This is a genomic window from Hydrogenivirga sp. (genome assembly GCF_056450045.1).
In genome coordinates this window covers 1-3,492 of sequence record NZ_JBWONM010000079.1, presented here as the reverse complement: position 1 = coordinate 3,492, position 3,492 = coordinate 1, and the positions used below count along the sequence as shown (strand labels likewise).

At 52.8% G+C, this 3,492-nt stretch carries 3 protein-coding genes; 2 read left to right on the top strand and 1 reads right to left on the bottom strand.

Annotated features, from left to right (window positions below):
* Nucleotides 1–198: 198 nt before the first annotated feature.
* Nucleotides 199–888, top strand: coding sequence for a rhomboid family intramembrane serine protease (locus AC1HCM_RS03280; RefSeq protein WP_479460350.1), 690 nt, complete (start codon nt 199–201; stop codon nt 886–888).
* The gene (locus AC1HCM_RS03275) at nt 888–2,618 is read left to right on the top strand and encodes a bifunctional 3'-5' exonuclease/DNA polymerase (RefSeq protein WP_479460349.1); all 1,731 of its coding nucleotides are present in this window, start codon (nt 888–890) and stop codon (nt 2,616–2,618) included. The genes AC1HCM_RS03280 and AC1HCM_RS03275 overlap by 1 nt, the downstream gene beginning before the upstream one ends.
* On the opposite strand, the gene tgt is transcribed toward AC1HCM_RS03275, so the two are convergent.
* Nucleotides 2,615–3,492 (bottom strand): tRNA guanosine(34) transglycosylase Tgt (gene tgt, locus AC1HCM_RS03270; protein ID WP_479460348.1); only part of this gene is annotated, 878 nt, incomplete at its 5' end. The genes AC1HCM_RS03275 and tgt overlap by 4 nt on opposite strands.

Genomic DNA, 3,492 nt, shown 5'->3' with positions numbered 1-3,492 from the left:
AGCCTGTGGAACTGGAAGACGAGCCTCTTCGTTCTCCTGCACTTCATCCATCTTGGTGTGAGGTCAAGGATGACGAAGTTTATCTGAAGGTTCTCATCCGCAAGCTTGGCTTTCTCCATAAGCTTCTTAACCTTTTCTGGGTTGGTCATTCCGCCACCTCCAAATGTAGTATTATATGTGTCTGCAGGTGAGATAGGAATGATACCCATTAGAGATATAAACCCAGCCCGCAGCTTCCCCGTCGTAAACGTATCCCTCATAGTTGTCTGCTCCTTGGTCTGGCTCTACGAGTGGAGCCTATCCCAGAAGGTTGTCATCACAATTCAGGGGCAGGTCAACGCCCTTGAGATATTCATAAAGCAGTTCGGACTCGTTCCAGCAAAGGTCCTTGAACAGCCCCACACGCTCCTGACCCATATGTTCCTCCACGGAGGTTGGTTCCACATAATCGGCAACATGTGGTTCCTCTGGGTTTTCGGTGATAACGTTGAGGACAGGCTCGGGAGGTTCAGGTACCTCCTCTTTTACCTTACCACCGGTCTTTCTGCGGCTCTCACCCAAACTTTCATAAGCCTACTCTTCGGCGGTGGACACGTTCCCATGGTCGGGGCGAGCGGTGCCGTCTCGGGAATACTTGGAGCCTACATAAGGCTCTTTCCCCACGCGAGGATACTCGCTCTCGTGCCGGTCTTTTTCTTCCTAACCTTTATGGAGCTACCCGCCGTTGTGTTCATAGGTATGTGGTTCTTCATACAGATTATAAACGGTCTCGTCTCCCTTCCCCTCGTCGGTATAGGCGGTGTAGCCTGGTGGGCTCACATAGGTGGGTTTGTGGCTGGTTATCTTCTGATTGATAAGTTCCTGGGCAGGCGTAGATATTATTATTAATGAAGTATGAATACGTTACGGAGAGGGCACAGCTCGGACGCTCCCTCTCCAAGCTTGAGAGCGCACCTTACCTCTTCATAGATACCGAGACAACCGCAAACCGGATCCGCCTCTTTCAACTGGGTGATGAGGAGAACATATACGTGGTTGACCTCTTTGAGCTTCCCGAGGCTGCCGAGCTCCTGAAGGAACTCCTGTCAAAGAAGGGCATAGTTGGGCACAACCTCAAGTTTGACCTGAAGTTCATGTACCCAATGGGGATAGTCCCCTACGCTACCTTTGACACCATGATAGGGAGCCTCATACTGGGCTACGAGAGGCACTCCCTTAGCCACGTTGCGGAGAGGCTCTTGGGCTATACGGTGGACAAGTCCCTACAGCTTTCTGACTGGTCAAGGAGCGTTCTCACGAAGCAGCAGGTTGAGTATGCGGCAACCGATGTGCTCGTTGTAAGGGAGATATTCTTCAACATGAGGGAGAGACTCAACTCAATCCCCTCCGTTGATAGGGGAGAGGAGCTCCTCAAGACGAGGACAGCGAGGGTCTTTGGGCTTACAAACCCCGCAACCATAGTAGAGATGGCTTTCGTTCAGGAGGTTGCCAAGCTTGAGCTCAGCGGTCTCCCGGTTGATGAGGAGGAGATAGAGAGGCTCAGCAGGGAGTACGAGAAGAAGCTCCAGAAGCTGATAATGGACTTTTACATAAGGTACAGGATAGACCCCATGTCTCCCAAGCAGATAGGTAGCTTTCTTAGGGGAAGGCTCGGACTTGAGCTGCCCGAAACCCAGAAGGGAAACGTCTCCACCGACGACAGGACCCTCTCCGAGTTTTCCCACGTGAAGGAGGTAAGGGATATCCTTGAGATAAGGAAGGTAAAGAAGGCTCTTGATAAGCTCAAGGAGCTTGGAGGCTTCATAAGGGGAGGAAGGGTTTACCCAGAGTTCAGGCAGATAGGGGCTGTCACCGGAAGGATGTCAAGCAGGGACCCGAACGTCCAGAACATACCCAGGGACATGAGGAGCCTCTTCATGGCTCCTGAGGGAAGGACCTTCGTTATAGCGGACTTCTCCCAGATTGAGCTGAGAATAGCTGCTGAGTACGTTCAGGATGAGAATATGCTCAGAGCCTTCAGGGAGGGGAGAGACCTCCACAGGTACACGGCGAGCCTCGTCCTTGAGAAGCCTGAAGAGGAGGTGAGCAAGGAGGAGAGGCAGCTTGCGAAGGCTATGAACTTCGGCTTGATATACGGCATATCGGCAAGGGGTCTTTCGGAGTACGCGAGGAGTAGCTACGGAGTTGAGCTTGAGCTCGGCGCAGCTGACGTTTTCAGGCAGAAGTTCTTCAAGTTCTTCCACTCCTTCAAGGACTGGCACGACAAAGTTAAGAGGGAGCTCAAGGAGAACAAGGAGATATCGGGAACAACCCTTCTGGGGAGACCCTACAGGGCTACCACCTTCACCGATGCGGTCAACTACCCGATACAGGGGACAGGTGCGGACCTACTTAAGCTCGCTGTTCTGATGTTTGACGTTGAAGTAAGGAGAGAAGGGGTTGATGCGAAGGTGGTAAACCTCGTCCACGATGAGATAGTGGTGGAGTGTCCCGAAGAAGAAGCACCCCTTGTGAGCGAGCTTCTTGAGAAGGCTATGTCAAAGGCTGGTCATATAGTCCTCAAGCACGTTCCCGTTGAGGCAGAGAGCGCCATTGACAAGAGGTGGGTAAAGGGTTAGAGCTTCCTCGTTATCCTCTCAAGGACCTCATCCATGTACATTGAAAACCTCCCCTCTTCTATGGATGAGCGAACCTCCTCCATCATCCGCAGGTAGAACCTGAGGTTGTGAATGGTGTTCAGGACGTAGGAGCTTATCTCCTCCGCTACGAAGAGGTGCCTCAGATAGGCTTTAGAGAAGTTCTGGCAGGTGTAACAGTCGCAGTTCGGGTCTAAGGGTGAGAAGTCCTTCTTGTACTTTTCGTGCCTTATGTTCACCACCCCTAAGGAGGTGTAGAGGGTTCCGGTTCGGGCGTTCCTCGTGGGGACAACGCAGTCAAACATATCAACCCCCCTCGCAACAGCGCTTAGAATGTCTTCGGGCTTACCCACACCCATCAGGTACCTCGGCTTCTCCTCCGGAAGGAGCTCGCAGACGAGCTGGGTCATCTCGTACATAACCTCCTTGGGCTCACCTACCGAAAGCCCCCCTATGGCGTAGCCGGGAAGGTCCCTCTCAACGGTTCTGAGGGCAGCCTCCCTCCTGAGCTCGGGGAAGAAGGCACCCTGAACTATCCCGAATAGAGCCTGGTCCTCCCTCCTCTTAGCCTTTATGCTCCTGTCAAGCCACCTCAGTGTCCTCTCAAGAGCTTCTCTCGCATAGCTTTTCTCAATAGGATACTCAACGCACTCGTCCAAGGGCATTATGATGTCGGAACCGAATATCTCCTGTATCTGAATGACCCTTTCGGGTGTGAAGAGATGAAGGTCTCCGGCGAGGTGGTCCCTGAACTCAACCCCCTCCTCACTCACCTTAACCTTTGACTTCCTGTCCCCGAACCTACCCTGACCGAGGGAGAAGACCTGATAACCCCCGCTGTCGGTCAGCAGTGGTC

What these genes read in the sequence shown, in the direction of transcription:
- AC1HCM_RS03280 (WP_479460350.1), top strand. Translation starts at nt 199, where the DNA reads ATGATACCCATTAGAGATATAAACCCAGCCCGCAGCTTCCCCGTCGTA.
- AC1HCM_RS03275 (WP_479460349.1), top strand. Translation starts at nt 888, where the DNA reads ATGAAGTATGAATACGTTACGGAGAGGGCACAGCTCGGACGCTCCCTC.